We start from the raw sequence: 26,908 nt of genomic DNA, 5'->3' as shown, positions 1-26,908 counted from the left end.
GCTTCCGCGCACGCCATCCACGCCCGGGCCCCGCGGCCCGGGCTTTTCGTTTCTCCGCATGACCGATCTCGACGTCGATATCACCGACCTCACCCACGACGGCCGCGGCGTGGCCCGCGTCGACGGCAAGGCCGTGTTCGTGTCCGGCGCGCTGCCCGGCGAGCGCGTGCGCATCTCCATCCGCCGCCGCCATCGCAGTTACGACGAGGCGACCGTCGCCGAGGTGCTGACCCGTTCGCCCGACCGCGTCGAGCCGCGCTGTCCGCACTTCGGCACCTGCGGCGGCTGCGTGCTGCAGCACCTGGCGCCTGCGGCGCAGATCGCCGCCAAGCAGCGCGTGCTGGCGGAAAACCTCGAGCGCATCGGCGGCCTGCAGCCGCGGCGCTGGCTGGCGCCGCTGGTCGACGAGCCCTGGGGCTACCGGCGCAAGGCGCGGCTGTCGGTGAAGCAGGTCGCCAAGAAAGGGCGCGTGCTGGTCGGTTTCCGCGAGGAGGACCCACGCTACGTCGCCGACCTCGGCCGCTGCGAGGTGCTGCATCCTGCGCTGGGCCCGAAGCTGGCCGACCTCGGCGCGCTGCTCGGCACGCTGGAGGCGGCGCGCGCGATCCCGCAGATCGAGGTTGCGGCCGGCGACGACACGGTCGCGCTGGTGTTCCGCCATCTCGAACCGCTCGGCGAGCGCGACCGCGCGGCGCTCTCGGCGTTCGGCCAGGCGCACGGTTTCGCCATCCTGCTGCAGCCGGGCGGCATCGACAGCGTGCAGCCGCTGTGGCGCGAGCGCGTCGCGCTGAGCTACCGCATCCCCGAGTTCGACGTCGAGATCGCCTTCGAGCCGCTCGACTTCGTGCAGGTCAACGCCGGCATCAACCTGCGCATGATCGCGCTGGCGATGCAGTTGCTCGACCCGCAGCCGCACGAACGCGTACTCGACCTGTTCTGCGGCCTCGGCAATTTCACGCTGCCGATCGCGCGCCGCGCGGCCGAGGTCGTCGGCGTCGAGGGCGATGCCGGGCTGGTGCGTCGCGCCGGTGCCAACGCCGCGCGCAACGGCATCGCCAACGCGGCGTTCCACGCCGCCAACCTGTTCGAGGAGCAGCGCGGCGCCGCGTGGGCGCGCCAGTCCTGGGACAAGCTGCTGCTCGATCCGCCGCGCGCCGGCGCCGACAAGGCGCTGGAATACCTGCCGGGCGCGGCGACGCGGCGCGTGGTCTACGTGTCCTGCCATCCGGGCTCGCTGGCGCGCGACGCCGCGATCCTCGCCGGGCGCGGCTTCCGGCTCGAGGCCGCCGGCGTGATGGACATGTTCCCGCACACCGCGCACGTCGAGTCGATCGCCCTGTTCGAGCGCGGCTGATGGGCATCGAGATCGAGCGCAAGTTCCTGCTGATCGGCGACGCCTGGCGCGCGGCCGCGACGCGCAGCGAGCGCATGGCGCAAGGTTATCTGGTCGGCGCGGCCGCGCTGGAAGCCGGCCTCGCGCGCGCCTCGGTGCGCGTGCGCACCGCCGGCGGCGGCGCCTGGATCAACGTGAAGTCGGCGACGCTGGGCATCGAGCGCCAGGAATACGAGGCCGCGCTGCCGGTGGGCGATGCCGAGCGCATGCTGGCGACACTGTGCGACGGCGTGGTCGAGAAGGTCCGCCACTACGTGCCGGTGGCCGGCTTCACCTTCGAGATCGACGAGTTCCTCGGCGCCAACGCCGGCCTGATCGTCGCCGAACTGGAGTTGCCGCGTGCCGACGCCGATTTCCCGCGCCCGCCGTGGCTGGGCCGCGAGGTCAGCGCCGAAGCCCGCTATTACAACGTCAACCTGATCCGGCATCCTTACGCCCACTGGAGCGCCGCCGAGCGCGAGGAACCCACCGCATGCTGATCGTCGGGATCGCCGGCAAGGAACTCACCGCCGAGGAGCGCGGCTGGCTGGCCGCGCCCGAGGTCAGCGGCGTGATCCTGTTCACGCGCAACTTCGCCTCGCGCGAGCAGGTCACCGCGCTGATCGACGACATCCGCAGCCTGCGCGCGGATCCGTTCCTGGTCTGCGTCGACCAGGAGGGCGGTCCGGTGCAGCGCTTCCGCGCAGGCTTCACCCGCCTGCCCGCGCTGGCGCGGCTGGGCGAACTGTACGACCGCGACCCGGCCGCGGCGGTCGCGCTGGCCGAGGAGCACGCCTGGGTGATGGCCAGCGAGATGCGCGCGATCGACGTGGACATTTCCTTCGCGCCGGTGGTCGATCTTGCGCGCGGCAACCGCGCGATCGGCGAGCGCGCCTTCCATGCCGACGCGGAGGCGGTCTCGACGCTGGCGCAGGCCTACCTGCGCGGCATGCGCCTGGCCGGCATGGCGGCGACGGTCAAGCATTTCCCCGGCCACGGCTCGGTGGCCGAGGACACCCACTTCGACGCCGCCCTGGATCCGCGGCCGCTGGACGAACTGCGCGCCGCCGACCTGGTGCCGTTCTCCGCCTGCTTCGACGCCGGCGCCGAGGCGGTGATGCTGGCGCACGTGACCTATCCCGCGGTGGACGCCGCGCCGGCCGGCTATTCGCGCGTGTGGATCGAGGACATCCTGCGCGGCGAGCTGGGCTTCCGCGGCATCGTGTTCAGCGACGACATCGGCATGGCCGCGGCGGAATCCGCCGGCGGCGTCGCCGCGCGCATCCGCGCCCACCTCGACGCCGGCTGCGACCTGGTGCTGGCGTGCAGCCCGGCGCTGGCGGCGGAGTCGATCGCCGCGGTGCGCGGCCGCGCGCCGTGCGCCGCCGCGCGCCTGGCCGCGCTGCGCGGTTCGGTCGCCTCGACCTGGGCTTCGCTGCAGGACAATCCGCAGCGCGCCGGCTTCATCGCGCGGCTGGCCGCGCTCGAACCCGCCAACGGAGAAGGCAACGCATGAACGCGCAACCCGCACTGGCCGCCGCGCTGCGCACGGCCGAGCTGATCCACGACCGCGCCGCGCTGCAGGCGGCAATCGCGCGCATGGGCGGCGAGATCACGCGCGCGCTGGGCGGCGAGCGCGCGCTGTTCCTGCCGGTGATGAACGGCGCGGTCGTGTTCGCCGGCGAATTGGCGCTGGCGATCGGCAGCGATCTCGAATTCGACTACGTGCACGCCAGCCGCTACCGCGGCACCACGCAGGGCGCCGGGCTGCAGTGGATCAAGCGTCCGCGCGCGTCGCTGGCCGGGCGCACCGTGCTGCTCGCCGACGACATCCTCGACGAGGGCTATACGCTGGCGGCGATCCGCGACTGGTGCCTCGGGCAGGGCGCGAAGCGCGTGCTGATCGCGGTGCTGTGCGAGAAGCGGCACGGCCGCCGCGTGCCGGACCTCGCCGCCGATTTCATCGGCGTGCAGGTGCCCGACCGCTACGTGTTCGGCTACGGCATGGATTTCCACGAGCAGGGCCGCAACCTGCCCGGCATCTACGCGCTGCGGGAATAGCGCGGGAGACGTCGGGGAAAGGGGCGGCGGGACGCGACGCACGTCGCCTCGCGCCGCGGTCCCTCTCTCCGCTGTTCCGGAGCCCGTTTCCTCCAGCCTCCGCAGGAGCGCGCATGGCACTCGATCTCGCAGTCATCGGCGGCACCGGCCTGTACCAGTTTCCCGGCATCGAAGTCGTCGAGCGCCGCGCGGTGGAAACGCCCTACGGCGCGCCGTCCGGCGCGGTGGTGCTGGGGCGCTTCGGCGGCCGCGCGCTGGCGTTCCTGGCACGCCACGGCGAGGACCACGCGCTGGCGCCGCATCGCGTGAACTACCGCGCCAACCTGTGGGCGCTGCATCGCCTCGGCGCGCGCCGCGTGCTCGGCGTGAACGCGGTCGGCGGCATCCGCGCCGACATGGGACCGCGTGTGCTCGCGGTGCCGGACCAGATCATCGACTACACCCACGGCCGCCCGAGCAGCTACAGCGACGTCGAGGGCGCCAAGGTCGAGCACATCGATTTCAGCGAGCCGTACGGCGCCGCGCTGCGCGCCGACCTGCTCGGCGCCGCGCATCGCGCCGGCGTGGCCGTGGTCGACGGCGGCTGCTACGGCGCTACCCAGGGGCCGCGCCTGGAAACCCGCGCCGAGATCGCGCGCATGCGCCGCGACGGCTGCGACCTGGTCGGCATGACCGGCATGCCCGAAGCCGCGCTGGCGCGGGAACTCGGCCTCGACTACGCCTGCCTGGCGCTGGTCGCCAACTGGGCGGCCGGTTGCGGGGACCAGGCCGAAATAAGCCTGAGCGAAATTTTCGCCAACCTTGCGGCGGCGACTGCCGAGGTGCCGAAGATCCTCGCCGCGCTGTTGCGGGATTGAGCCGGGAACCGCGTCTGCGCCGGCAATCCGGGCGATCCCCGGCGCGCACGGCGGCCGTGCCGTGCGCGTTCCGCGTTACCGATGCGGCGCCGCCGCGATTGGCTAATTCGTAGCCAATTTCGGATTTTATGAATTAAACCTCTTGCGGTTTTCAGGAAAACTCGGCGATATTTTGCGCCGTGCAGTGCGACCGCCTGCGCGGAGGGGGTTCCCGCAGCGGTCGGCCACTGCGCATGGCCATGTTTTCGAGGTTCCCGCAATGCGTACTGGTACGGTGAAGTGGTTCAATGACGCCAAGGGCTTCGGTTTCATCGCGCCCGAGGACGGTGGGGAAGACGTGTTCGTCCATTATTCCGCGATCAACGCCCAGGGTTTTCGCACCCTGCAGCAGGGTCAGCGCGTGAGTTTCGAAGTGGTGCAGGGCCCCAAGGGTGCGCAGGCATCCGGCGTGACCCCGGTCAAGTAGGCGACTGGTTGCAGACGCTTTCGAGCCCCGCTTCGGCGGGGCTTTTTTCATGCGGTGCGGGCCGACTCAGGCGGCGAACTGCAGGCGCGCAAGTTCGGCGTACAGGCCGCCCTGGTGGACCAGGTCGTCGTGGGTGCCTTCCGCGACGATGCGGCCGGCATCCAGCACGATGATGCGGTCGGCGCGCTGCACGGTGGCCAGGCGGTGGGCGATCACCAGCGTGGTGCGGCCGCGCTTGAGGCGCTCCAGCGCGGACTGGATCGCCGCCTCCGATTGCGCGTCCAGGCTGGAGGTGGCCTCGTCCAGCAGCAGCACCGGCGCGTCCTTGAGGATCGCGCGCGCGATGGCGATGCGCTGGCGCTGGCCGCCCGACAGGCGCACGCCGCGCTCGCCGAGCGGGGCGTCGAAGCCGCCCGGCTGCGCGGCGATGAAGTCGTAGGCCTCGGCCGCGCGCGCGGCCGCCTCGACGGCGGCCGCGTCGGCATCGCTGCGGCCGAAGCGGATGTTGTCGGCGGCGCTGGCGGCGAAGATCACGGTTTCCTGCGGCACCAGCGCCAGCGCGCCGCGCAGTTCGTCCAGCGCCAGCGCCTTCAGGTCGACGCCGTCGAGGGTGATGCGGCCGCGCTGCGGGTCGTAGTAGCGCAGCAGCAGGCTGAGCACGGTGCTCTTGCCGGCGCCGGACGGGCCGACCAGGGCGACGGTCTCGCCCGGGCGCACGTGCAGGCTGAAGTCGTGCAGCACCGGCTGCTCGGTGCGGGTCGGATAGCGGAACTCGACGTTCTCGATGCGGATCTCGCCGCGCGTCGGCCGCGGCAGCGGCGTCGGCCGCGCCGGGCTGGCGATCGCCGGCTGCTGCGCGAACAGCTCGCCGATGCGCTCCATCGCGCCGGAGGCGCGCAGCACGTCGCCCCAGACCTCGCTGAGCGCGCCGACCGAGCCGGCGGCGAGCACCGCGTACAGCACGAACTGGCCGAGTACGCCGGCGTCCAGCGTGCCGGTCAGCACCTGGCGCGCGCCCGCCCACAGCACCAGCGTGATCGCGCCGAACACCAGCACGATCACCGCCGCGGTCAGCGCCGAGCGCGCGCTGATGCGGCGCTGCGCGGTGGCCAGCGCGCGGCGCACGGCGTCGGCGTAGCGCGCGCTTTCGATCGGCTCGCGCGCGTAGGCCTTGACCGTGTGCACGGCGTTCAGCGTTTCGTTGACGATCGCGCTGGTTTCGGCGAGACGGTCCTGGCTGTGCCGCGACAGCCCCTGCACGCGGCGCCCGAACACCACGATCGGCAGCACCACGGCGGGAATCACCAGCGTGGTCAGGCCGGCCAGGCGCGGGCTGGTCCAGATCATCGCGCCGACCGCGCCCAGCACCATCACCACGCTGCGCAGCGCGACCGACACGCTGGATCCGATCAGCGCCTGCACCACCTCGGTATCGGTGCCGAGCCGCGATACCAGCTCGCCGACGCGGGTGCCTTCGTAGAAGCCCACATCGAGCCGGATCAGGTGCGCGTACAGCTTCTCGCGCAGCGCCGCCACCGCGCGCTCGCCGAGCAGGGTCACGCACAGGTAGCGCCCGGCGGTGGCCAGCGCCAGCACCAGTGCGACACCGAACAGGGCGAGGAAGGTGCGGTTGATCAGGGTCGGATCGTGCGCGGCGAAGCCGCGGTCGATCATGTGCCGCACCGCCACCGGCAGCGACAGCGTCGCCGTCGAGGAAAGTCCGAGGAACAGCAGCCAGCCGGCGGCGAGCGCGCGATGCGGGCGCAGGAACGGCCACAGGCCGCGCAGGGCGGCGATGCGGTGCTGGGCGGTGGGTGCGTCTTTGCTGGAGTCGGCCATGGCGGGAAAGGATAAGGTCGGGAAGGGTCGGGGCTTCTGTTCCGGATCAAGGCGGCATGCCGCGTGCGCATCCGCGCGCGGCGCCGGCAAGCCGACGGTACCGCCCAAGGCCGCGCTTCGAAGTGGGGGTGGGCATGCGGCGATTCAATCGACTGCGGCGTCCAGCCGCCGCGCCGCGGCGCGGCCGCGCGAGAGGTCGGCCAGGAGGCGCTGCAGCGCTTCGGTACGACGCTCCGGCAGGGCGAGGGTCAGCTCCGCGCCTTCGGCGCCGAAACTTTCCGACTCGATCTGCGCGTCGAGTTCGCGCAGCCGGGACTTGAGCAGGGCCAGCTCGGCGAACGGACAGGCGAGGGCGAAGCGCGCCAGCGCGATCAGCGGCACCTTCGGCGCGCGCCGCAGGCATTCCGCCGCGCAGCCGCCGTAGGCACGCGCCAGCCCGCCGGCGCCGAGCTTGATGCCGCCGAACCAGCGTGTGACCACCACTGCGACGCGATCCAGGCCTTGGCCCTCGATCGCCTGCAGGATCGGCCGCCCGGCGGTGCCGCCAGGCTCGCCGTCGTCGCTGAAGCGGTACTGCGCGCCGATGCGGTAGGCCCAGCAGTTGTGCGTGGCGCCGCGGTCGGCGGCGCGCTCGACGAAGGCCAGCGCCTCGGCCGGATCGGCCACCGGCGCGGCGCGCGCAAGGAAGCGGCTCTTGCGCACGTCTTGCGCGAACTCGCACGCTGCGGCCAGCGTCTGCGGCGCGGCGTCGCATTCAGCCATCGCGCAGCACCAGCAGGCGTTGCTCGGTCATGTCCTCGATGGCGTAGCGGATGCCTTCGCGGCCGAGCCCGGACAGCTTCACGCCGCCGTAGGGCATGTTGTCGACGCGGAAGCTGGGCACGTCGCCGACCACCACGCCGCCGGCGACGAGCTCGTCCCACGCGCGCATGGCGTGGCCGAGGTCGTTGCTGAACACGCCGGCCTGCAGGCCGTAGTCGGAGTCGTTGACGGCAGCGAGCGCGGCGTCGAAGTCGTCGAACGGCGCCAGCAGCGCGACCGGGCCGAACGCCTCCCGGCAACTGACGTTGGCGTCGCGCGGCACGCCCTCCAGCACGGTCGCCTCCAGCATGTTGCCCTTGCGGCCGCCGCCGCAGAGCACGCGCGCGCCGCGCGTCCTGGCTTCCTCGATCCAGTCGTGCAGGCGCCTGGCCGCGGCCTCGTCGATCATCGGGCCGAGGAACACGCTCTCGTCCTTCGGATCGCCCGCCTTCAGCGTGCGGGTCCGCTCGACGAAACGGCGCTTGAATTCCTCGTACAGCGAGGCGTGCACCAGGATGCGCTGCACGCCGATGCAGCTCTGGCCGGACTGGTAGAACGCGCCGAAGACCATGCGGTCGACCACGAAGTCGAGGCGTTCGCCCTGGTCGGCGTCGACGATGCAGGCGGCGTTGCCACCCAGTTCCAGCACCACCTTCTTGCGGCCGGCCTGCGCCTTCAGCTTCCAGCCGATCTGGCCGCCGGTGAACGAGAGCAGCTTCAGGCGCTCGTCCTGCACGAACGGCGCGGCCTTGTCGCCCATCACCGGCAGCACCGAGAACGCGCCGGCGGGCAGGTCGGTCTCGGCCAGCACCTCGCCGATGATCAGCGCGCCGATCGGCGTCTTCTCCGACGGCTTCAGCACGAACGGACAGCCGGCGGCGATCGCCGGCGCCACCTTGTGCGCGACCAGGTTGAGCGGGAAGTTGAACGGCGTGATGAAGCTGCACGCGCCGATCGGCACGCGCTTGCTGAAGCCGCGGTAGCCCTGCGCGCGCCGGGATATCTCGAGGTTCAGCACTTCGCCGTCGATGCGCACGGCCTCCTCGGCGGCGACCTTGAAGGTGTCGATCAGGCGCGTCACCTCGCCGCGCGCGTCCTTGATCGGCTTGCCGGCCTCGACGCACAGCGCCTGCGCCAGCTCTTCGTGGCGCTGGCGGAAGCTCGTCACGCAGTGTTCCAGCACCTGCTGGCGCGCGTACGGCGGCAGCTTGCGCATCGGCGCCTCCGCCGCGACCGCGGCGGCGATCGCCTGCTCGATCGCCTCCGCGTCGGGCATCGCCGCGCGCGCGGCGACCGCGCCGGAATACTTGTCGCGCACTTCGAGGTCGGCGTTGGCCTGCACGGGCGTGTTGGCGAGGTAATAGGGATAGCGTTCCTTGAGCATGGTTCGCGTCTCCTGCAATCGACGAGGCGGGGCCGGTCAGAGCGCCGCGCTCAGGCGCTTGATTTCTTCGTCTAGGATGCGGTGATTGTCGGCGTAGTCGATCGCCAGGTCGATCAGGTGCACGCCGCCGGCGTCGAGCGCTGCGCGCAGCGTGGCGGCGAACGCGGCCGGGCTGGCCGGGCGATGGCCGCGCGCGCCGTGCGCTTCGGCGAAGGCGACGAAGTCGGGGTTGCCGAACGACATGCCGAAGTCGGCGAAGCCCATGTCGGCCTGCTTCCAGCGGATCATGCCGTAGCCGTCGTCGCGCAGCAGCAGGATGACGAGATCCAGGCCGAGGCGTACCGCGGTCTCCAGCTCCTGCGCATTCATCATGAAGCCGCCGTCGCCGCACACCGCCAGCACCTTGCGTCGCGGGTGCACGATCCTGGCGGCCATCGCCGAGGGCAGGCCGGCGCCCATCGTCGCCAGCGCGTTGTCCAGCAGCACGGTGTTCGGCTGGCGCGCGCGGTAGTAGCGCGCGAACCACAATTTGTACATGCCGTTGTCGAGGCACAGGATGCCGTCGTCCGGCATCGCCCTGCGCGTTTCCGCCACCAGGCGCACCGGGTGGATCGGGAAGCGGCCGTCGTCCGCATGCGACGCGAGCTGGCGGTTCAGCGCTTCGCGCACGCGGGCGAAGAAGGCGAAATCCCAGTGCGGCTGCGCTTGCAGCGCGTCGTGCAGGGCCTGCACGGTGCCGGCGATGTCGCCGACCACCTCGAGCTGCGGGAAGTAGACCGTGTCCACTTCCGCCGGCGAGAAGTTGATGTGGATGACCGTGCGCCGGCCCTTGTGCATGAAGAACGGCGGCTTCTCGACCACGTCGTGGCCGACGTTGACGATGCAGTCGGCGGCGTCGATCGCGCGATGCACGAAGTCGCCGTCGGACAGCGCGGCGTTGCCGAGCCAGAGCGGATGTTCCTCGTCGATCACGCCCTTGCCCATCTGCGTGGTGAAGAACGGGATGCCGAGCTTGTCGACGAACGCGCGCAGCATCTGCGCGGTGCGCTGGCGGTTGGCCGCGGCGCCGATCATCAGCAGCGGGCGGCGCGCGGCGCGGATCGCCTCGGCGGCGCGCTCCAGCGCCTTGGGATCGGCCGCGGGGCGGCGCGCGTACTCGGTCGGCAGCAGCATCGGCTCGGCGACGTCGTCGCGGGCGATGTCTTCGGGCAGCTCGAGATGCACCGCGCCGGGGCGCTCCTCCTCGGCGCGGCGGAACGCTTCGCGCACGCGCGCCGGAACGGTCGGCGCCGAGACGATCTGGCGCGTGTACTTGGTCAGCGGCTGCATCATGTCGACCACGTCGACCAGTTGGAACAGGCCCTGCTTGTGCTGCCGGATCGGCTTCTGCCCGGTGATCATCAGCATCGGCATTGCGCCGAGCTGCGCGTAGGCGGCGGCGGTGACCAGGTTGGTGGCGCCGGGGCCGAGCGTGGCGAGGGCGACGCCGGCTTCGCCGGTCAGCCGTCCCAGCGTCGCCGCCATGAAGCCGGCGGCCTGCTCGTGGCGGGTGACGATCAGCTCGATCGGCGAGGTGCGCAGCGCTTCGAGCAGGTCGAGGTTCTCCTCGCCCGGCACGCCGAAGATGTACTTCACGCCCTCGGCCTCGAGGGCCTTCACGAACAGCTCGGCGGCCTTCATGCGCGGCGTCTCCTTGCGGCGGCGGTCAGCTTCGAAAGCTGCGGGCACGCTGCCGCGGCTTCAACCCTTCGACAGCACCTGCAGGCGAAGTTCACCGTCGGCGAGGCGTGCGCGCACGGCATCGCCGGGCGCCGCCGCCGCGGTCGAGCGCAGCACGCGGCCCTCGGCGTCGAACAGGATCGCGTAGCCGCGTTCCAGCGTCGCCAGCGGGCTGACCGCGTTCAGCGTGCGCGCCAACTGGCCGAGACGCAATGCGCGTCGCTCCAGGCCGCGTGCGCAGGCGGCGTGCAGCCGCTGGCGCAGCGCCTGCAGATGCTGCGCGCGCGCGCGCAGGCGCGCGCCCGGGTGTTCGGCGAGCAGGCGTGCGTGGAGCTGCGCCAGCGCGGCGGCGCGGGCGTCGCGGCGGCTGCGTTGCGCGTGGCGCAGCCGCGCCAGCAGCGCGGCAAGCCGCTCGCGGCCCAGCGCCAGGCGTGCCTGCGGGCGCTGCGCGCCCAGCCGCGCCAGGCGCTGGTCCAGGCCCTGCGCCAGCGCTTGCAGGCGGCGCCGCATCAGCAGCGCGAGGCGGTCGCGACGCTGCGCCAGCAGGTGGGCGAGGGCGGCGCGGTCGGGCACCAGCAGCTCTGCGGCCGCCGAGGGCGTGGGCGCGCGCAGGTCGGCGACGAAGTCGGCGATGGTGAAGTCGATCTCGTGGCCGACCGCGGAAACGACCGGCACCGCGCTGGCGTGGATCGCGCGTGCCACCGCCTCGTCGTTGAACGCCCACAGGTCCTCCAGCGAACCGCCGCCGCGGGTCAGCAGCAGCGCGTCGTAGCGGCCCGAGCCGCCGGCGCGGCGCAGCATCGCGACGATCGCCGGGGGCGCTTCCTTGCCCTGCACGGGGACCGGCAGCACCTCGATCTCGACCAGCGGGAAGCGGCGGCGGATCACGCTCAGCACGTCGCGCACCGCGGCGCCGGAAGGCGAGGTGATCACGCCGATGCGGCGCGGAAAGCGCGGCAGCGCGCGCTTGCGCGCGACGTCGAACAGGCCCTCGGCGGCGAGCCGCGCCTTCAGCGCCTCGAATTCGCGCTTGAGCGCGCCCTCGCCGGCCTCCTCCATGTGCTCGGCGATCAACTGGTAGTCGCCGCGCGGTTCGTACAGGCTGACCCGCGCGCGCACCAGCACGTGCATGCCTTCCGCGGGGCGGAAGCGCAGGTAGGTGCTGCGCGGCCTGAACATCGCCGCGCGGATCTGCGCGGCGGCGTCCTTCAGGGTGAAATACAGGTGTCCCGACGCGGGTCGCGAGACGTTGGACAGCTCGCCCTCCACCCACACCAGCGGGAACGCGCCCTCGAGCAGGTCGCGGGCGCGGGCGTTCAGCGCGGAAGGCGTCAGCACTTCCCGCGCGGGGCGGGTGGCGTCGAAGTCGGTCATGTCGCGGGGCCGGGCGGGTCAGGTTAGCACGGGCCCTGCGCGTCGCTCTCGCGGCGCGCGCGCCGGCGCAGGGCGCGCGAGCGGACCGCCAGGCCGATCGCCAGCCACAGCGCCAGCACCGTCAGCGGCCACGCCAGCACGCGCGGCCACAGCGCGAACACCACCGCCAGCGCGCACAGCAGGGCGGCCGCGCCGAGCAGCGGGCCGGCTTCGGCGGCGCCCAGCTCGCGATGGTCGGTCAGCGCGGCGCCGACCGTATTGGCGAAGCGCATCGCGCTGGCCGCGGCGCGGCCGGAACTGCCGCTGGCCCGATGCGCGCGCGGCGGCGCCGGCGCGGTGCGGCACGGGCGCCGGCGCGCCGACAGCACCACTTCGGTGGCGTTGCCGAGGTCGCGCTCGTACTGCGCGGCCAGCGCCGCGGCGAAGCCGGCGTCCTCGACCGCCACGTCGATCTCGCAGTTGCCCATCCAGCTGGCGACGTTGAGGTTGGTCGAGCCGACCCGCGCCCACTGGCCGTCGGCGACCGCGGTCTTGGCGTGCAGCATCGAGCCGTTCCACTCGAACACGCGCACGCCGGCCTCCAGCAGCGGCCGGTAGCCGGCGCGCGACAGCGCGGCCACCACCGGCACGTCGCTCGACCCGGGCACCAGCAGGCGCACGTCGACGCCGTCGCGCGCCGCCGCGGCCAGCGCCTGCACGTAGGCGGCGATGCCGACGAAGTAGGCGTCGGTCAGCCACAGCGTCCTGCGCGCCATCGCCGCGATCAACTGGTCGAGGCGCAGCATGCCGGCCATGTTCGGCTGCGTGGCGATCACCCGCAGCGCGACCTTGCCGGCGGGCTCGGCAAGCACCGGCGCGGCCGCGTCGGTCGGCCACGGCGCGCCCAGCCGCGCCCAGTTCTCGGCGAACGCGCGCTCCAGCTCGGCCACCGCGGGCCCGCGGATCGTCACGCCGGTGTCGCGCCACGGCGCGACGCGGCGCGCGGGATCGCCCAGCCACTTCGCGCTCAGGCACACGCCGGAGACGGAACCGAAGCGGCCGTCGACGGCAAGCAGCTTGCGGTGGTCGCGGCTGATCCAGCCGAACGGGCTGGCCGCGTGCGGCGGGTTGTACACGCGCACCTCGCCGCCGGCGGCCAGCAGCGGCTGCCAGAAGCCCGCGCGCGACTGGCCGAGGCAGCCCAGCCAGTCGCGGATCACGGCGACGCGCACGCCGGCGCGGGCACGTTCCGCCAGCGCGTCGCGGAATTCGCGCCCGACCGCGTCGTCGCGCACGCTGTAGTTCTCCAGCAGCACCTGCCGGCGTGCGCCGCGGATCGCCGCCAGCCAGGCCTCGAAATGCGCGGCTGCGTCGTCCAGCAGTTCGACCGCGTTGCCGTCCACCAGCGGCGCGCCGGCGGCGCGGCTGAAGGCCTGCGCGGCGAGCAGGCGGGCGGGAGCGGTGGTCAGGGCGCTGGCGGACATGGCCGAAAGTCTAGCCGCGCGCGCTGTCTGCGGGCGCGGCGATCTGCGAAAATGACGGAATGGACGAATGCGCGGGCTCGCCGGAACGGCTCACCTCGCCGGAGGACTGCGTCGAGCGGATCCTCGCCCACGCCGGCGGCGAGCTGCGCATCGCCGCGCCGCTGGGTCTGGGCAAGCCGGTGCCGCTGCTGAATGCGCTGTATCGACGCGCCGAGCGCGAGCCGGCGCTGAAGCTCACCCTGTTCACCGCGCTTTCGCTGACCCGGCCGGATGCCGGCACGGGGCTGCAGGCGCGCTTTCTCGGGCCGTTCCTCGAGCGCCACTTCGGCGCCCACCATGAGGATCCCGCCTGGGCGCTGGCCGAGCGCGGGCGGCGCCTGCCGGCGAACGTGCGCGTGCACGAGTTCTACATGCAGTCCGGCGCGCTGCTGCGTTCGCCGCGCGCGCAGCGCGACTACGTCAGCCTGAACTACACCCACGTCGCGCGCGATCTCGCCCGCCAGGGCATCAACGTGATCGTGCAACTGGTGGCCGTGCGCGAAGGCGCGGACGGGCCGCGCATCAGCCTGTCCAGCAACCCCGACGTGACGCTGGACCTGCTCGAGCGCATCGAAACCGAGGGCCGGCCGCGGCCGCTGCGGGTGGCGGTGGCGCACCCGGACCTGCCGTTCATGGGCGGCAGCGCCGAAGTGCCTGCCGGGACGTTCGACCTGCTGCTGGAACCGGCAGGGCCGCGACAGCGCCTGTTCGCGCTGCCGCGCGAGCCGGTCGACGACGTCGAGCACGCGATCGGCCTGCACGCCAGCGCGCTGGTCGCCGACGGCGGCACCGTGCAGATCGGCATCGGCGCGCTGTCCGACGCGCTGGTGGCCGCGCTGCTGCTGCGCCATCGGCACAATCCCGCGTACCGCGCCAGCCTGGCCGCGCTCGACGCCAGCGGCGGCACGCACACGCTGGCGGCGAGCGTCGGCGGCCTGGAGCCGCTGCGCCGCGGCCTGTATGGCGCCAGCGAGATGGTGATGGACGGCTTCATGCACCTGCGCCGCGCCGGCGTGCTGACGCGCGAGGTGTTCGACGACATCGCGATCGAGCGCGCGCTTGCTGCCGGCGTGATCGGCCGCGAGCTGGACGCCGGGGCCGCGGAGCGCCTGCATGCGCACGGCGCGCTGCCGGCGCGGATCGACGCGGTCGAGCTGGCGCGCCTGCAGCGTTTCGGCATGCTGCCGCGGGAAGCACGCCTGCGCGACGGCGAGGTGGTGCTGCCCGACGGCACGCGCGTTCCCGCGGACCTGGACGATGCGTCCGCGCGCGCGGCGCTGGGGCGCGCCATGCACGGCCGGCGCCTCGCCGACGGACGCTACCTGCGCGGCGCCTTCTTCCTCGGCTCCGACGATTTCTACGCCTGGCTGCGCGGACTCGAGGGCGCCGAGCGCGACGGCCTCGAAATGACCCGCGTTTCCGACGTCAACCAGCTCTACGGCGGCCGCGAACGGCTCGATGCGCTGCAGCGGCGCGGCGCGCGCTTCTTCAACACCTGCATGATGGCGACCCTGCTCGGCGCGGCGGTGTCGGACGCGCTGGAGGACGGCCACGTCGTCAGCGGCGTCGGCGGCCAGTACGACTTCGTGGCGATGGCGCAGGCGCTGCCCGACGGCCGCGCGGCGCTGCTGCTGCGCGCCACCCGCGCCAGCGGCGGCGCGCTGCGCTCGAACATCCTGTGGAACTACGGGCACACCACCATTCCGCGCCACCTGCGCGACCTGCTGGTCACCGAGTACGGCGTGGCCGACCTGCGCGGCAAGACCGACGAGGAGTGCATCCTCGCCACGCTGGCGGTCGCCGACGCGCGCTTCCTCGATGCGCTGGTCGCCGATGCGGTGCGCGCCGGCAAGCTGGCGCGCGATTTCCGCATACCCGACGCCTGGCGCGCCAACACGCCGCAGCGGCTGGCGGCGGCGCTGGCCAACGGGCGCCGCCGGGGGCTGTTCCCCGCGTTTCCGCTCGGCAGCGATTTCACCCCGGTCGAACAGCGCCTGCTGCCGGCGCTGGCCTGGCTGCGCGCGCACGGTGCCGGCCCGCGCGGCCGGCTCGGCTTGCTGCTGCGCGCGCTGCTTCCCGGTCGCGTCGACGCCGACGCCGCGGCGGCGCTCGAGCGCATGCAACTGGCCGAGCCGCGCGGCTTGAGCGCGCGCCTGCAGCGGCACCTGTTGCTGCTCGCGCTGCGGCAGGCGGCGCGCGCGGACGCGCGCGGGCAGGGCGGATAGAGCGCGGCCGCGGCGTCGAGCGGGGGCGCCGATGCCCGCCCGCGGCTGCGGCGGTCTAAACTCCGCGTCGCCGGCGCCGCGGCGATCGGGCCGGGGAGCGGAGACGCCTGCGAATGCGCGAGTGGCCATGACCACGACCTATGAGCGGCTGATCGAGGGCCTGCCGGCACGTGCGTCGCCGCAGGGCGACGCACCGGCCGGCGCGCGGGCCGTGCGCGAGCGCGTCGCCCACCTGCCGCTGGCCAGCCCGGAACTGGCCACGCGCGAGATCGGCGCGCTGCTCGAGAACATGCTCGGCACGCTGTGGACCGGCGGCGAGCGCATCGAGGCGCTGGAAGCGCTGCGCGCCCCGGTGGCCAGCCTGTGCGAGGGTTACGAGCGCCTGCTGCAGACGGAGAGCCATCCGCTGCCGCCGGCCAAGGCCCGGCTCGCCGAGGCCGCGCTCGATTTCCAGCGCCGGCTCGCGCGCAACTACGCGCTGGCCGTCCATGAGCTGTGCTCGCCCGCCGGCGGCGTGCCGTTCCTGAAGCGGCGCACGGTCGTGCAGGCGCTGGTACGCGCGCTCGAGCACGGCCGCGCGGCGTTGCTGTGGTCGTACCGGCTGTATCGGGCGCCGCCCGCCGGGCTGTGGCAACAGATGCACGCGCTGTACCGCTTCGCCGCCGAAGCCGGCCTCGACACGCGCCGAGCCGACGGCGAGGCGGCATCCGGCGCGGCCGCGACCGACGCGCGCGATGCCTACGCGCACGCGCTGCTGCTGGCGCTGTCCAATCCCTATCGCTACAGCCTGCGCGAGCTGGCCGATGCCGAGGTGCTGACGCGCTGGCTGGCGCCGCATGCCGCGCTCGGCGCGGCGCGCGGCGATGGCGCCGCGTTCGCGCTCGACGCCGACGCCGACCGCGGCCCGGGCTACCTGCCGGAGGAGCGCGAAGCCGGCCGCACCGGCCAGCTCGCGGTCGATGTCGCACCGGTGCTGGCGACCCTCGCGCGCGAAATCGCGCTGCGGCCGCCCGCGGACGAGAGCATCGTGCTGCGCACCCGCGACCGCGGCAGCGTGCAGCTCGCGCGCGCCTTCGTCGAGCGCGTCGTGCACGGTTGGGCCGGTGGGGTGCCGGCGCGCGGCCACGCGCGCATCGGCGCTGTGCACGAGCTCGATACCGTGATCGGCATGCACGGCCTGCATTACGTGCTGGCCGGGCGGATGGATTTCGAGCAGTTCATGCAGCGGGCGCGCGGGGCGGCGATCACGCTGGGCGCCCAGGCGCACGCGGCGGCGTGGGCCGCGGCCGGCGGCGACGCGGCCCGCCTGACGGCCCAGCGCGCGCGGGTGGTCGACCAGAGCCTCGGCGGCTACCGCCTGCTGTGGGAGGCGGGCAACGCGGTGCGCACGCGCATCGGCGAGCTGGTCGGCCTGGCGCTGCCGCAGGCGGAAGGCGAGCCGCAGGAGTGGATGGTCGGCGTGCTGCGCTGGCTGCGCATCGACGGCGACGGCCGGGTCGATGCCGGCGTGGAGCTGCTGGCGCGGCGCGCGCTGGCCGCGGGCGTGCGCGCTTTGGACGCCGACGGCGCCGCGCGCACGCCGATGCGCGGCGTGCTGTTGCGCGACGATGCGGGCGCCGCCACCGACCTGCTGGTGCCGGCGCTGTTCGACCGCACGACGCGCACGCTGGAGGTCGCACGCCAGGAACATCCGGACGATTGGCGGGGCGCGCCGTGCGTCGAGCGCTACGACGCGGTCGCGGTCGGCGACGCCAGCAGCGCCTACTATCGCGTATCCTTGGCGTTGTCCGCCGCCGCTGCAGCCGGCGACGCCATCGAGAACTGACGGAACCGCCATGATCCAGCATGTCCGGCCCGCAGCGCGTCGGCCCAGCGTGGCCGTGCGCGTGGGGCAGGTGAGCGTGGGCGGCGACGCACCGGTCGTCGTCCAGTCCATGACCAATACCGATACCGCCGACGCGGTCGCCACGGCGAAGCAGGTCGCCGACCTGGCGCGCGCCGGCTCCGAGCTGGTGCGCATCACCGTGAACACGCCGGAAGCCGCGGCCGCGGTGCCGCGCATCCGCGAGCGCCTCGACATGATGGGCGTCGACGTGCCGCTGATCGGCGACTTCCACTACAACGGCCATCAACTGCTGGCGCGCGAGCCCGCCTGCGCCGAGGCGCTGGCCAAATACCGCATCAATCCGGGCAACGTCGGCTTCGGCAAGAAGAAGGACACGCAGTTCGCCGCGATCGTCGACATCGCGCAGCGCTACGCCAGGCCGGTGCGCATCGGCGCCAACTGGGGATCGCTGGACCAGGCGATGGTGGCGACGCTGATGGACGAGAACCACGCGCGCGCCGAGCCGTGGGACGCCGCGCACGTCGCGCGCGAGGCGCTGATCCGCTCGGCGCTGGACTCCGCGCTGCGCGCGGAGGAGCTCGGCATGCCGCGCGAGCGCATCATCCTGTCCTGCAAGGTGTCCGGCGTGCAGGAGCTGATCGCGGTCTATCGCGACCTCGGCGCGCGCTGCGACTACGCGCTGCACCTCGGCCTGACCGAGGCAGGCATGGGTTCGAAGGGCATCGTCGCCTCGGCCGCGGCGCTCTCGGTGCTGCTGCAGGAAGGCATCGGCGACACCATCCGCATCTCGCTGACGCCGGAGCCGGGCGAATCGCGCACGCGCGAGGTGATCGTCGCGCAGGAACTGCTGCAGACCATGGGGCTGCGCGCGTTCACGCCGCTGGTGACGGCCTGCCCGGGCTGCGGGCGCACCACCAGCACGCTGTTCCAGGAGCTGGCCAAGACCGTGCAGGAACACGTGCGCGCGAAGATGCCGGAGTGGCGCATCAAGTACGACGGCGTCGAGAACCTCACGCTGGCGGTGATGGGCTGCGTGGTCAACGGGCCGGGCGAGTCCAAGCACGCCGACATCGGCATCTCGCTGCCCGGCACCGGCGAGGCGCCGGCGGCACCGGTGTTCATCGACGGGCAGAAGGCGCAGACCCTGCGCGGCGAGCACATCGCGCAGGAGTTCGTCGCCATCGTCGAGGACTACGTGGCGAAGAAGTACGCAGCGCGCGGCGCCTAGCGCGCGGCGTCGCCGCCGGCACGCGGATCGGTGACCCGGCGGCGTCCCAACCGCGCCTCGCGGCGCGCGATGTAGATGTTGGCGCCGACGATGATCGCCGCGCCGAACACGGTGGTCGCGTCGATGTGCTCGCCGAACAGCCACCAGGCCAGCACCGCGACGAAGGGCAGCTGCACGAAGTTCAGCGGGATCAGCGCGGACACGTCGCCGAGCCGGTAGGCGCGCGTCATGCACACCTGCGCGACCGTGCCGCACAGGCCGGTCAGCACCAGCCACAGCCAGGCCGTCGCGTCCGGCCAGTTCCACACCGGGACGGCGGGAACCAGCGACACCGGCGTCATCAGCAGGGCCATGTACACGACCACGGCGTCGGCCGGCTCGGTGCGGGTCAGGTACTTCACGCTGATGTACGAGCTGGCCGACAGCGCCGCCGACAGCAGCGCCACCAGCGCCGCCGGCGGCAGCGCGCCGGCCTGTGGGCGCAGGATCACCAGCACGCCGACGAAGCCGACCACCACCGCGGTCCAGCGGCGCGCGCGCACCACCTCGCCCAGCACCAGCACCGCGGCGATGGTGACGAACAGCGGCACCGAGTAGGAGATCGCCACCGCCTGGGTCAGTGGCAAATGCACCAGCGCCCACACGCTGGTCAGCATCGCGCCCAGGCCGGTCATGCTGCGCAGCACGTAGAAGCCGAAGCGGTCGGTGCGCAGCAGCGCAAGCCCGGGACGCAGCAGCAGCGGCAGCGCGAACACCAGCCCGAACAGATTGCGGAAGAAGGTGATCTCGAACGGGTGCGTGGTCGCCGCCGCGAGCCGGATGCAGATCGCCATCAGCCCGAACGTCAGCGTGCTGGCGACCATCAGCGCGATCGCGCGCGGCATCGAGTGCGGGGAGGCGGTCACGTGGAGCGGCTGCGCGGATGCGGAAGGGTCGCGCATGGTAGCGCGTCCCGCGCTTGCCGACGCCGCGGCGGGACGGTTAGGCTGCATGGATCGCGGAGCCGGTCCATGGATGCCGTACCCCCTTTCATCGTCGCGATCCCGGCGCGCTACGGCGCCACGCGCCTGCCGGGCAAGCCGCTGCGGCTGCTGCGCGGCGAGCCGCTGATCCTGCACGTCGTGCGCCGCGCGCTGGCGGCCGGCGCCGCCGAGGTGGTGGTCGCCACCGACGACGCGCGCATCGCCGAGGCGCTGCGCGGCCAGCCGGTGCTGGTCTGCACGACCCGCGCCGACCATGCCTCCGGCAGCGACCGCATCGCCGAATGCGCCGCGCGCTACGGCTGGCCGGATGCGGCGATCGTGGTCAACCTGCAGGGCGACGAGCCGTTCGCGCCGGCCTCCGGCATCCGCGCGGTGGCGCGGGCGCTGGCCGAGGACGATGCGCCGATGGCGACGCTGGCGACGCCGGTCGCCGACGCGGAACAATTGTTCGATCCGAACTGCGTCAAGCTGGTGCGCGGCGCGAACGGCCGCGCGCTGTATTTCAGCCGCGCACCGCTGCCGTGGGCACGCGACGCCTTCGCGCGGTCGCGCGAGCGCTTGCCGGCGGGCGTCGAGTTCCTGCGCCACATCGGCATCTACGCCTACCGCGCCGGCTTCCTGCAGCGCTTCGCCGCGCTGCCGCGCACGCCGCTGGAGCAGGCCGAATCGCTGGAGCAGTTGCGCGCGCTCGAGCACGGCCACGCCATCGCCGTGCGCCTGGCGCCCGAGCCGTTTCCGCCCGGCGTCGACACCGAAGCCGACCTGGCGCGCGCCGCGGCGGTGCTCGGGGCGCAGGCATGAGCGGCGGCATCCTGTTCGTCTGCCTCGGCAACATCTGCCGCTCGCCGCTGGCGGAAGCGGTCGCGCGCGCCGAATTCGCGCGGCTCGGGCTGGCGCTGCCGGTGGCGTCCGCCGGCACCGGCGACTGGCACGTCGGCGGCGGTGCGGACCCGCGTGCGATCGAGGTCGCGGCCGCGGTGGGCTACGACCTCGCCGCGCACCGCGCACGCCAGGTCGAGCGCGCCGACTTCGGCCGCTACGCGCGGGTGCTGGCAATGGACCGCGCCAACCTGCGCGCGCTGCGGCAACTGGGCGGCGCCGACGCATCGATGCCACCGGCGCTGTTCCTCGAATGCGCCGGCCTGGCCGCGCCGCAGGAGGTGCCGGACCCGTACAGCGGCTCGCTGGACGATTTCCGCGCGGTGCTGGCGCTGGTGCGCAGCGGCGTGCTGGCGCTGGCGCGGAGGTACGGCGCCCGCGCAGCCGGCCGGCGCGACGACGTGCCGCTGCACCGATGAGCGAACGCCGCGCCGCGCCCGAGTTTCCCGTCGATCTCGCCTGGGTGAACACGCGCGAGCCGCAGTACCTCGGCGATGCCCGCGGGCGCGTCGTGCTGATCCACTTCTGGAGCTACGACAGCGTTTACTGCGTCAACCAGCTGCCGACGCTGCGCCAGCTCGAGAACAAGTACCACGACGGCCTCAGCGTGTTCGGCATCCACGTGCCGAAGTACCCGGCGCAGCGCGACAGCGCCGCGGTGCTGAAGGCGGTCAACCGGCATCACGTGCGGCATCCCGTCGCCAACGACGCCGACTGGGCGGTGTGGCAGGCGCACGGCGTCGACGCCTGGCCGACCCTGCTGCTGGTCGACTGCGAGGGCGCGCTGGTCGGCCGCTACGCCGGCGAGGGCTGGCATGCCGAGGTCGATACCGCGATCGGCGCGCTGCTGGACGACGCCGCGGCGCGCGACCTGCGCCAGTTCGATCCGGCACCGGTCGCGTTTCGTCCAGAACCGCGCCAGCCGCTGCGCTTCCCGGCGCACGTGCTGGCGACCGCGGATCGGCTCTATGTCAGCGACAGCGCGCAGAACCGCATTCTCGAATGCGGCCACGACGGCCGCATCCTGCGCCAGTTCGGCTCGGGCAATCCCGGCCACTGGGACGGCCGGCTCGCCGAGGCCGGTTTTCGCCAGCCGCAGTCGATGGCGCTGCTGGGAGAGACGCTGTACCTCGCCGACACCGGCAACCACTGCGTGCGCCGCATCCGTCTCGCCAGCGGCGAGGTCGGCACCGTGCTCGGCAACGGCGCCGTCGGCCGGCAGCGCCCGCAGGCCGGCAGCCGGCTCGGGGCGATCGGCATCAGCGCGCCGAGCGGGCTGGCCGCAGCCGGCGAGCGCCTGTACGTCGCGCTGGCCGGCCAGCACCAGATATGGCGCCTCGATCCCGGCCGCGATCGCGTCGACCTGCTGGCGGGCTGCGGCCTGGCCGGCGGCGGCGACGGACCGGCGTTCGATGCCAGCTTCGCGCAGCCGTCCGCGCTGGCGCTGCTGCCGGGGCGCCTGCTGGTCGCCGACGCGGCGGGCAACGCGATCCGCCAGGTGCGCCTGGCCGACGGCGCGGTCGCCACCGTGGCCGGCGGCGGCAGCTACCGCTGGGGCTGCAGCGACGGGCGCGGCGACGAGGCGCGGCTGGCGCATCCGCTCGGCATCGCCAGCGACGCGCACGGCAACGTCTACGTCGCCGACACGCTGAACGACCGCATCTGCCTGCTGGACGTCGCCACCGGCGTGCTCGGCACGCTGCAGCTCGAATACCGCTTCCGCGAGCCGCACGGCCTGTCCGCCGCGGCCGGCGCGCTGTGGGTGGCGGACCGCAACGCCCACGAGATCGTGCGCGTCGATATCGCCAGCGGCGCGTGCCGACGCGTCGCCATCGGCGGATAGGCAGCGCGCTGCCGCGTCGGCGCGCGCCCGCTACAATCGGCGGATGGCTTCCTCCATCGCGCCCGCTTTCGACGGCAAGGCCTTCGTCCGCACGCTGAGCGGCGCGCCGGGCGTGTACCGCATGCTGGATGTCGCCGGCGAACTGCTCTACGTCGGCAAGGCGAACAACCTGCAGAAGCGCGTCGGCAGCTACTTCAACAAGGCGCTGGAATCGCGCATCGCGGCGATGGTGGCGCAGATCGCGCGCATCGAGGTGACGCTGACGCGCACCGAGGGCGAGGCGCTGCTGCTCGAATCGCAACTGATCAAGACGCTGCGGCCGCGCTACAACATCCTGCTGCGCGACGACAAGAGCTACCCGTACATCTACCTGTCCGACGGCGACTATCCGCGCATGGCGTTCCACCGCGGCGCGCGCAGCGGCAAGGGGCGCTACTTCGGCCCGTTCCCCAGCGCCTACGCGGTGCGCGAGAGCCTCAACCTGATGCAGAAGCTGTTCAAGGTGCGCCAGTGCGAGGACAGCTACTTCCGCAACCGCTCGCGGCCGTGCCTGCAGTACCAGATCGGCCGCTGCAGCGCGCCTTGCGTGGGCTACATATCGGTCGAGGACTACCAGTGCGACGTGCGCCACGCCACGATGTTCCTCGAGGGGCGCAGCAGCGCGGTGATCGACGAGCTCGCCGCGGCGATGGAGCAGGCCCGCGCGGCGCTGGACTTCGAGCGCGCCGCGCGCCTGCGCGACCAGGTGGCCGGCCTGCGCAAGCTGCAGGCGTACCATTACGTGCAGGGCGCGACCGCCGACATGGACGTGCTGGCCTGCCGCATCGAGGCCGGCGTGGCCTGCGTGTCGGTGCTGTACTTCCGCAACGGCATCAGCCTCGGCTCGCGCGACTATTTCCCGCGCGTGCCGCTGGACGCGACGCCCGGCGACGTGCTCGGCCAGTTCGTCGCCCAGTACTACCTCGACAAGCCGGTGCCGCAGGAGCTGATCCTCGGCGATGCGCCGGAGGACGCCGCCGTGCTGGCCGAGGCGCTGGGCACGCACGCAGGACACGCGGTGGCGGTGAAGACGCACGTACGCGGCGCGCGCGCGCGCTTCCTCGAACTTGCGGTCAAGAACGTGCAGGCCGCGCTGCTCGGGCGGCTGTCCAGCCGGCAGACGCTGCATGCCCGCTTCGAGGCGCTGCGCGAGCTGCTCGACCTCGACGAGACGCCGCGCCGGCTGGAATGCTTCGACATCAGCCACACGCTCGGCGAGGCGACGGTGGCCTCGTGCGTCGTCTACGGCCACGAGGGCCCCGACAAATCGCACTACCGCCGCTTCAACATCGCCGGCATCGCGCCGGGCGACGACTACGCCGCGATGCGCCAGGCGCTGACGCGGCGCTTCCGTCGGCTGGCGGAAGGCGAGGGCGAGGCGCCGGACCTGCTGCTGATCGACGGCGGTCCGGGCCAGGTCGCGCAGGCGCTGGAGGTGTTGCGCGAGTTCGGCCTCGGCGACATCGTCGTGGTCGGGGTCGCCAAGGGGCCGGCGCGCAAGGCCGGCGACGAAACCCTGGTGCTGGGCAGCGGTGGACGCAGCCTGCAGCCGGGGCCGGACTCCGCCGCGCTGCACCTGATCCAGGCGGTGCGCGACGAGGCGCACCGCTTCGCCATCACTGGCCACCGCAAGCGTCGCGAAGCCGCGCGCGAGCGTAGCGCGCTGGAGGACATTCCCGGCATCGGCGCGCAGCGCCGCGGCGCGCTGCTGCGCGCGTTCGGCGGCATGGCCGGCGTGACCGCGGCCGGCGTCGAGGAGCTGACGCGCGTGAAGGGCGTCAGCCGCGCGCTGGCCGAGCGCATCTACGCGGCCTTGCACGGCTGACGCGCGGCACCCCGCGTGCGACACTTGCCTGCATATTTCCCGCGATCCGGTGCCCCCACGCGCATGCGCCTGAACCTGCCCACCTGGCTGACCCTGTTCCGCATCTTCCTGCTGCCGGTGATGGTGGTCACGTTCTATGCGCCGTTCCGCGGCGCCAGCATCGCCGCCGCCGCGGTGTTCATGCTGGCGGCGATCACCGACTGGTTCGACGGCTACCTGGCGCGACGCTTCGATCAGGTTTCGGCGTTCGGCGCGTTCCTCGACCCGGTTGCGGACAAGCTGATGGTGGCGGTGACGCTGTTCCTGCTGGTGCAGAATCATCCGACCGCGCTGCTGGCGGTGACCGCCGCGGTGATCGTCGGCCGCGAGATCGCGGTGTCTGCGCTGCGCGAGTGGATGGCGCACGTCGGCGAGCGCGCGCGCGTGCGCGTGGCGCTGCTCGGCAAGTTCAAGACGGCGGTGCAGATGGTGGCGCTGGTGGTGCTGCTGCTGCAGCACGACTCCGAAACGCTGCGCCTGTACCACGTCGGCGAATCACTGCTGGTGCTCGCCGCGGTGCTGACGATCTGGTCGGGCTTCGCCTACGTGCGCGCCGCCTGGCCGGTGCTGGGCAACGGGGCCAGCGTGCGCGACGTCTGAATGCGCTTCGGGTGTTGACACTCTTCGGGGCATCCGTAAACTAGGCGGTCTCGCGCGGGAATAGCTCAGTTGGTAGAGCACGACCTTGCCAAGGTCGGGGTCGCGAGTTCGAGTCTCGTTTCCCGCTCCAGTTTTCCGACAAAACCTCGGTGCGCCGAGGTTTTGTTTTTTCGGAGTCCCGCAGCTAAGCTCGCGGCGACGCGCGCCACGGCCAGGTGGCAGAGTGGTCATGCAGCGGCCTGCAAAGCCGTGTACGCCGGTTCGATTCCGACCCTGGCCTCCAAGTTCGAGATGCACCGTCCGCGGCGCGCGTCACGCAAGTGGCGCGCGCTTCTCGTTTCCGCGCCCGGGTGGCGAAATCGGTAGACGCAGCGGACTTAAAATCCGCAGGCCACAAGCCGTGCCGGTTCGAGTCCGGCCCCGGGCACCACCAGCACGCGCGAAGCCCGCGTGGATCGGCGCGCGGCCTTCCCTTGACGCATCCGGTTGCAAAGCGGGTGCGTACCGCCTAAGTTCGGGCGCAGGCAGACACCTTTTGGAAAGGGGGGAAGGTGCCGTGATCCGCGTGGTGCTGGTGGACGACCATGAACTGGTCAGGACGGGCTTTCGCTTCATCATCGAGAAGCAGCCCGACATGCAGGTGCTGGGCGAGGCCGGCAGTGCCGAGGAGGGCCTGCGACTGATCCGCACGCACCGTCCGGACATCGCACTGGTGGACGTGCACATGCCGGGCATGAGCGGCGTGGAGCTGACCGAGCGCGTGCGCCGCGCACGCCTGCCGACGCAGATCGTGGTGTTGACCGTGGTCGAGGACGCGCGCTTTCCGCGGCGCCTGCTCGACGCCGGTGCGCTCGGCTATCTGACCAAGGGCTGCGCCGCCGACGAGCTGGTGCGCGCGGTGCGCCAGGTCGCGCTCGGACAACGTTACCTCGCGGCGTCGGTGGCGCAGCAGCTCGCGCTGTCGACGCTGGACGGCGCGGAGTCGCCGTTCGAGGCGCTGTCGGCGCGCGAGCTCGAGGTGGCGATGATGCTGGTGCGCGGCAAGCCGGTGAACGTGATCGCGGCGCAACTGCACCTCAGCGCGAAGACGGTGTCGACCTACAAGCAGCGCCTGTTCGACAAGCTGAGAGTCGACAACCCGGTGGCGCTGGCGCACCTGATGAGCGCACACGGCCTGCTCGACCCGCAGGCGCAGGGCGTTCACGGCTGAACGCGTCGCAGGCGCCTGCGACGGGAGGCATGGTCAAAGCGCGGACGCGGGCAGCGCATGCCCTCACGCGCGCCATGCAAGAGGCTGCCTGTTCGCTCGGCGAAGCCGGAGCGCGGCCACCGACCCCGCTCCGACCGGATCGAATTTCCCCGGAAACGAAACGCCCGGCCTAGGCCGGGCGTTTGCGTTTGCATCAGCCGTCCGTATCGACCGGCCTGGGCGGCACCGCGTCCGCCGGTGCGACAGGCGGCGTCGGCACGCTGCGCTCGGGCTGGCGCGCGGACTCCGGCAGCAGGGAACCCTGCTGGGGCGCGATCGGCGCGGCCGGCGCCGTGAGCACCGGCGGCGGGGGCGACAGCGGCGCAGCGGCGGGCGGCTGCGGGGCCACGGGAGGCGCCGGTGTGGGCGCAACGGACGGCGCTGCCGGCGAGGGAGCAGTGATTCGCTCCGCAGCGGGCGCCGGGTGCGGAACCGACAGTGCAGGCATCGGCGCGATGCCGGCCGGTGCGGCCGGCGCGGCGACCGGTGCCGGGGCTGCGGGCGGCAACGGTTTCGGCTCGTGCGCGATCGGCGCCGGCTCATTGCGCACCGGCGCGGCGACGACCGGCGCCTGCGGCGGCACGAAGGGAGCGGCCTCCACGGCGGGCGAGGGCGGCGCCATCGGCGTCGAAGCGACCGGCGAGGTCGTTTCGGCGTGCGCGGCGATCGCGCCTACGGCCTGCGGCGGACGCGGCGGCAGCGGTACCGGTGCGGTGTCGGCCGGGCCCGTCGGCAGGCCGCGCATCCCGGCGCGTTCGCCGGCATGGGTAGCCTCTT

Annotated in this window: 22 protein-coding genes, 3 tRNA genes and 1 pseudogene; 18 read left to right on the top strand and 8 right to left on the bottom strand. The window is 73.0% G+C overall.

All coding sequences use genetic code 11. The annotated features are described in order from the left end of the window. The first annotated feature begins 58 nt into the window (after positions 1-58). The 6 genes from rlmD (at position 59) to ABFC67_RS05695 (ending at position 4,756) form a co-directional block, all read left to right on the top strand. The gene (gene rlmD, locus ABFC67_RS05720) at positions 59-1,354 is read left to right on the top strand and encodes a 23S rRNA (uracil(1939)-C(5))-methyltransferase RlmD (RefSeq protein ID WP_346737083.1); all 1,296 of its coding nucleotides are present in this window, start codon (positions 59-61) and stop codon (positions 1,352-1,354) included. After that, positions 1,354-1,872 carry a CYTH domain-containing protein gene (locus tag ABFC67_RS05715; protein WP_346737082.1) on the top strand — a complete coding sequence of 173 codons (519 nt, stop codon included), beginning with the start codon at positions 1,354-1,356 and terminating at the stop codon, positions 1,870-1,872. The genes rlmD and ABFC67_RS05715 overlap by 1 nt, the downstream gene beginning before the upstream one ends. Next, complete coding sequence (nagZ, locus tag ABFC67_RS05710) at positions 1,866-2,888, top strand: beta-N-acetylhexosaminidase (protein WP_346737081.1); 1,023 nt, start codon at positions 1,866-1,868, stop codon at positions 2,886-2,888. The genes ABFC67_RS05715 and nagZ overlap by 7 nt, the downstream gene beginning before the upstream one ends. Next, the gene (locus ABFC67_RS05705) at positions 2,885-3,433 is read left to right on the top strand and encodes a hypoxanthine-guanine phosphoribosyltransferase (protein ID WP_346737080.1); all 549 of its coding nucleotides are present in this window, start codon (positions 2,885-2,887) and stop codon (positions 3,431-3,433) included. Before nagZ ends, ABFC67_RS05705 begins: the two co-directional genes overlap by 4 nt. 113 nt (positions 3,434-3,546) lie before the next feature. Continuing rightward, positions 3,547-4,290, top strand: coding sequence for an S-methyl-5'-thioinosine phosphorylase (locus tag ABFC67_RS05700; RefSeq protein WP_346737079.1), 744 nt, complete (start codon positions 3,547-3,549; stop codon positions 4,288-4,290). A gap of 259 nt (positions 4,291-4,549) precedes the next feature. Next, positions 4,550-4,756, top strand: coding sequence for a cold-shock protein (locus ABFC67_RS05695; RefSeq protein WP_062533903.1), 207 nt, complete (start codon positions 4,550-4,552; stop codon positions 4,754-4,756). Between the two features lie 66 nt (positions 4,757-4,822). Here ABFC67_RS05695 and ABFC67_RS05690 read toward each other — a convergent pair whose 3' ends face one another. The 6 genes from ABFC67_RS05690 to ABFC67_RS05665 form a co-directional block, all read right to left on the bottom strand. After that, positions 4,823-6,595, bottom strand: coding sequence for an ABC transporter transmembrane domain-containing protein (locus ABFC67_RS05690; protein ID WP_346737078.1), 1,773 nt, complete (start codon positions 6,593-6,595; stop codon positions 4,823-4,825). A 144-nt stretch (positions 6,596-6,739) separates the two neighbouring features. Then, positions 6,740-7,357 carry a YigZ family protein gene (locus tag ABFC67_RS05685; RefSeq protein ID WP_346737077.1) on the bottom strand — a complete coding sequence of 206 codons (618 nt, stop codon included), beginning with the start codon at positions 7,355-7,357 and terminating at the stop codon, positions 6,740-6,742. Then, positions 7,350-8,780, bottom strand: a complete 1,431-nt coding sequence (locus tag ABFC67_RS05680) for an aldehyde dehydrogenase family protein (RefSeq protein ID WP_346737076.1) — start codon at positions 8,778-8,780, stop codon at positions 7,350-7,352. Before ABFC67_RS05680 ends, ABFC67_RS05685 begins: the two co-directional genes overlap by 8 nt. 36 nt (positions 8,781-8,816) lie before the next feature. Beyond that, positions 8,817-10,460, bottom strand: a complete 1,644-nt coding sequence (locus ABFC67_RS05675; protein ID WP_346737075.1) for an acetolactate synthase large subunit — start codon at positions 10,458-10,460, stop codon at positions 8,817-8,819. 60 nt (positions 10,461-10,520) lie between these two features. After that, on the bottom strand, positions 10,521-11,873 hold the full coding sequence (gene xseA / locus ABFC67_RS05670; RefSeq protein ID WP_346737074.1) for an exodeoxyribonuclease VII large subunit: 1,353 nt from the start codon (positions 11,871-11,873) through the stop codon (positions 10,521-10,523). A gap of 23 nt (positions 11,874-11,896) precedes the next feature. Continuing rightward, positions 11,897-13,336 carry a phospholipase D-like domain-containing protein gene (locus tag ABFC67_RS05665; RefSeq protein WP_346737073.1) on the bottom strand — a complete coding sequence of 480 codons (1,440 nt, stop codon included), beginning with the start codon at positions 13,334-13,336 and terminating at the stop codon, positions 11,897-11,899. A gap of 59 nt (positions 13,337-13,395) precedes the next feature. Here ABFC67_RS05665 and ABFC67_RS05660 point away from each other — a divergent pair, with 59 nt between their 5' ends. The 3 genes from ABFC67_RS05660 to ispG all read left to right on the top strand — a co-directional run bounded on the left by ABFC67_RS05660 (position 13,396) and on the right by ispG (position 18,674). Continuing rightward, entirely contained in the window at positions 13,396-15,600 is a 2,205-nt protein-coding gene (locus ABFC67_RS05660; protein ID WP_346737072.1) for an acetyl-CoA hydrolase/transferase C-terminal domain-containing protein, read from the top strand. A 127-nt stretch (positions 15,601-15,727) separates the two neighbouring features. Beyond that, on the top strand, positions 15,728-17,425 hold the full coding sequence (locus ABFC67_RS05655; RefSeq protein WP_346737071.1) for a hypothetical protein: 1,698 nt from the start codon (positions 15,728-15,730) through the stop codon (positions 17,423-17,425). Positions 17,426-17,435: 10 nt separating this feature from the next. Continuing rightward, on the top strand, positions 17,436-18,674 hold the full coding sequence (gene ispG, locus ABFC67_RS05650; protein ID WP_346737070.1) for a flavodoxin-dependent (E)-4-hydroxy-3-methylbut-2-enyl-diphosphate synthase: 1,239 nt from the start codon (positions 17,436-17,438) through the stop codon (positions 18,672-18,674). Here the strand turns inward: ispG and ABFC67_RS05645 are convergent. Next, the gene (locus tag ABFC67_RS05645; protein WP_346737084.1) at positions 18,671-19,558 is read right to left on the bottom strand and encodes a DMT family transporter; all 888 of its coding nucleotides are present in this window, start codon (positions 19,556-19,558) and stop codon (positions 18,671-18,673) included. The two genes, ispG and ABFC67_RS05645, sit on opposite strands and share 4 nt — an antisense overlap. Positions 19,559-19,684: 126 nt before the next feature. Here ABFC67_RS05645 and kdsB point away from each other — a divergent pair, with 126 nt between their 5' ends. The 9 genes from kdsB to ABFC67_RS05600 all read left to right on the top strand — a co-directional run bounded on the left by kdsB (position 19,685) and on the right by ABFC67_RS05600 (position 26,092). Beyond that, a complete protein-coding gene (kdsB, locus tag ABFC67_RS05640; protein ID WP_346737069.1) occupies positions 19,685-20,458 on the top strand; it encodes a 3-deoxy-manno-octulosonate cytidylyltransferase in 774 nt (257 codons plus the stop codon). Next, a complete protein-coding gene (locus ABFC67_RS05635; RefSeq protein WP_346737068.1) occupies positions 20,455-20,955 on the top strand; it encodes a low molecular weight protein-tyrosine-phosphatase in 501 nt (166 codons plus the stop codon). The genes kdsB and ABFC67_RS05635 overlap by 4 nt, the downstream gene beginning before the upstream one ends. Beyond that, the gene (locus tag ABFC67_RS05630; RefSeq protein WP_346737067.1) at positions 20,952-22,379 is read left to right on the top strand and encodes a redoxin family protein; all 1,428 of its coding nucleotides are present in this window, start codon (positions 20,952-20,954) and stop codon (positions 22,377-22,379) included. Before ABFC67_RS05635 ends, ABFC67_RS05630 begins: the two co-directional genes overlap by 4 nt. A 43-nt stretch (positions 22,380-22,422) precedes the next feature. Then, positions 22,423-24,243 (top strand): excinuclease ABC subunit UvrC, encoded by a 1,821-nt coding sequence (gene uvrC, locus ABFC67_RS05625; protein ID WP_346737066.1) that lies wholly within the window; start codon positions 22,423-22,425, stop codon positions 24,241-24,243. Positions 24,244-24,306: 63 nt separating this feature from the next. Then, entirely contained in the window at positions 24,307-24,882 is a 576-nt protein-coding gene (pgsA, locus tag ABFC67_RS05620; protein ID WP_346737065.1) for a CDP-diacylglycerol--glycerol-3-phosphate 3-phosphatidyltransferase, read from the top strand. Positions 24,883-24,936: 54 nt separating this feature from the next. Beyond that, positions 24,937-25,012: transfer RNA gene (locus ABFC67_RS05615), tRNA-Gly, on the top strand. A 79-nt stretch (positions 25,013-25,091) separates the two neighbouring features. After that, a tRNA-Cys gene (locus tag ABFC67_RS05610) sits at positions 25,092-25,165 on the top strand. A gap of 61 nt (positions 25,166-25,226) precedes the next feature. Continuing rightward, positions 25,227-25,312 (top strand) — tRNA-Leu (locus ABFC67_RS05605). A 126-nt stretch (positions 25,313-25,438) separates the two neighbouring features. Then, positions 25,439-26,092: a response regulator gene (locus ABFC67_RS05600; protein WP_346737063.1), complete on the top strand. Its 654-nt coding sequence runs from the start codon at positions 25,439-25,441 to the stop codon at positions 26,090-26,092. Positions 26,093-26,285: 193 nt separating this feature from the next. Here ABFC67_RS05600 and ABFC67_RS05595 read toward each other — a convergent pair. Next, positions 26,286-26,908 (bottom strand): annotated as a pseudogene (locus ABFC67_RS05595) (hypothetical protein); the annotation flags it as partial.

Source organism: Mizugakiibacter sp. (genome assembly GCF_039680435.1).
Classification (GTDB): domain Bacteria; phylum Pseudomonadota; class Gammaproteobacteria; order Xanthomonadales; family Rhodanobacteraceae; genus Mizugakiibacter.
The sequence above is the reverse complement of the archived record's forward strand: the minus strand, read 5'-3'. Positions and strand labels throughout refer to the sequence as shown.

What these genes read in the sequence shown, in the direction of transcription:
- rlmD (WP_346737083.1), top strand. Translation starts at nt 59, where the DNA reads ATGACCGATCTCGACGTCGATATCACCGACCTCACCCACGACGGCCGC.
- ABFC67_RS05715 (WP_346737082.1), top strand. Translation starts at nt 1,354, where the DNA reads ATGGGCATCGAGATCGAGCGCAAGTTCCTGCTGATCGGCGACGCCTGG.
- nagZ (WP_346737081.1), top strand. Translation starts at nt 1,866, where the DNA reads ATGCTGATCGTCGGGATCGCCGGCAAGGAACTCACCGCCGAGGAGCGC.
- ABFC67_RS05705 (WP_346737080.1), top strand. Translation starts at nt 2,885, where the DNA reads ATGAACGCGCAACCCGCACTGGCCGCCGCGCTGCGCACGGCCGAGCTG.
- ABFC67_RS05700 (WP_346737079.1), top strand. Translation starts at nt 3,547, where the DNA reads ATGGCACTCGATCTCGCAGTCATCGGCGGCACCGGCCTGTACCAGTTT.
- ABFC67_RS05695 (WP_062533903.1), top strand. Translation starts at nt 4,550, where the DNA reads ATGCGTACTGGTACGGTGAAGTGGTTCAATGACGCCAAGGGCTTCGGT.
- ABFC67_RS05690 (WP_346737078.1), bottom strand. Translation starts at nt 6,595, where the DNA reads ATGGCCGACTCCAGCAAAGACGCACCCACCGCCCAGCACCGCATCGCC.
- ABFC67_RS05685 (WP_346737077.1), bottom strand. Translation starts at nt 7,357, where the DNA reads ATGGCTGAATGCGACGCCGCGCCGCAGACGCTGGCCGCAGCGTGCGAG.
- ABFC67_RS05680 (WP_346737076.1), bottom strand. Translation starts at nt 8,780, where the DNA reads ATGCTCAAGGAACGCTATCCCTATTACCTCGCCAACACGCCCGTGCAG.
- ABFC67_RS05675 (WP_346737075.1), bottom strand. Translation starts at nt 10,460, where the DNA reads ATGAAGGCCGCCGAGCTGTTCGTGAAGGCCCTCGAGGCCGAGGGCGTG.
- xseA (WP_346737074.1), bottom strand. Translation starts at nt 11,873, where the DNA reads ATGACCGACTTCGACGCCACCCGCCCCGCGCGGGAAGTGCTGACGCCT.
- ABFC67_RS05665 (WP_346737073.1), bottom strand. Translation starts at nt 13,336, where the DNA reads ATGTCCGCCAGCGCCCTGACCACCGCTCCCGCCCGCCTGCTCGCCGCG.
- ABFC67_RS05660 (WP_346737072.1), top strand. Translation starts at nt 13,396, where the DNA reads ATGGACGAATGCGCGGGCTCGCCGGAACGGCTCACCTCGCCGGAGGAC.
- ABFC67_RS05655 (WP_346737071.1), top strand. Translation starts at nt 15,728, where the DNA reads ATGACCACGACCTATGAGCGGCTGATCGAGGGCCTGCCGGCACGTGCG.
- ispG (WP_346737070.1), top strand. Translation starts at nt 17,436, where the DNA reads ATGATCCAGCATGTCCGGCCCGCAGCGCGTCGGCCCAGCGTGGCCGTG.
- ABFC67_RS05645 (WP_346737084.1), bottom strand. Translation starts at nt 19,558, where the DNA reads ATGCCGCGCGCGATCGCGCTGATGGTCGCCAGCACGCTGACGTTCGGG.
- kdsB (WP_346737069.1), top strand. Translation starts at nt 19,685, where the DNA reads ATGGATGCCGTACCCCCTTTCATCGTCGCGATCCCGGCGCGCTACGGC.
- ABFC67_RS05635 (WP_346737068.1), top strand. Translation starts at nt 20,455, where the DNA reads ATGAGCGGCGGCATCCTGTTCGTCTGCCTCGGCAACATCTGCCGCTCG.
- ABFC67_RS05630 (WP_346737067.1), top strand. Translation starts at nt 20,952, where the DNA reads ATGAGCGAACGCCGCGCCGCGCCCGAGTTTCCCGTCGATCTCGCCTGG.
- uvrC (WP_346737066.1), top strand. Translation starts at nt 22,423, where the DNA reads ATGGCTTCCTCCATCGCGCCCGCTTTCGACGGCAAGGCCTTCGTCCGC.
- pgsA (WP_346737065.1), top strand. Translation starts at nt 24,307, where the DNA reads ATGCGCCTGAACCTGCCCACCTGGCTGACCCTGTTCCGCATCTTCCTG.